Source organism: Paraburkholderia atlantica (assembly GCF_009362785.1).
GTDB classification, from domain to species: Bacteria; Pseudomonadota; Gammaproteobacteria; order Burkholderiales; family Burkholderiaceae; genus Paraburkholderia; species Paraburkholderia atlantica.
The window spans coordinates 1-620 of record NZ_WHNQ01000241.1; the positions used below are offsets into that span (position 1 = coordinate 1).

Here is a 620-nt window from a genome sequence, read left to right on the forward strand (position 1 = left end):
CGTCAGCCGGCGCCGGCAGTGCCTTGCGGTCGAGCTTGCCGTTCACCGTCAGCGGCAACTCCGCCAGCCGCATGAACGCCGACGGCACCATGTAGTCCGGCAGCCGCGCACTCAGGTGCGCGCGCAAGGTGTTGGCAAGCTCAGGTCCATCCAGCCCATCCGATTGAGCTTCGGGCGCACACACCACATAGGCGATAAGATGCCTGTCGCCGGCGCGGTTCTGTCGCGCCACCACCACCGCCTCGCGCACAAAGGCGTGCTCGCCAAGCCGCGCCGCGATCTCGCCCGGCTCGATGCGAAAGCCCCGGATCTTCACCTGGTCGTCATTGCGGCCCAGGAACTCCAGATTGCCGTCCGGCAGGTACCGCGCCAGGTCCCCCGTGCGGTACAGCCGATCGCCCTCCACAAAGGGACTGGCGATGAACCGCTCGGCGGTCAGCTCGGGGCGGTTCAGATAGCCACGCGCGACCCCCGCCCCGCCAATATAAAGCTCGCCCACCGCACCAAACGGCACCGGCTCGCCATGACCGTCCAGCAGATAAGCCCGCGTGTTCGAAATCGGACGGCCAATCGGGACCACTGACCCATTAAAATCAGCCGGGCAATTCCAGACTGTCGCG

Annotated in this window: 1 protein-coding gene; it reads right to left on the bottom strand. The window is 66.5% G+C overall.

Annotated elements, in window-relative coordinates; genetic code table 11:
• Positions 1–620: AMP-binding enzyme (locus tag GCT19_RS42490; protein WP_152855135.1), on the bottom strand; the 620-nt coding region annotated here is incomplete at both ends.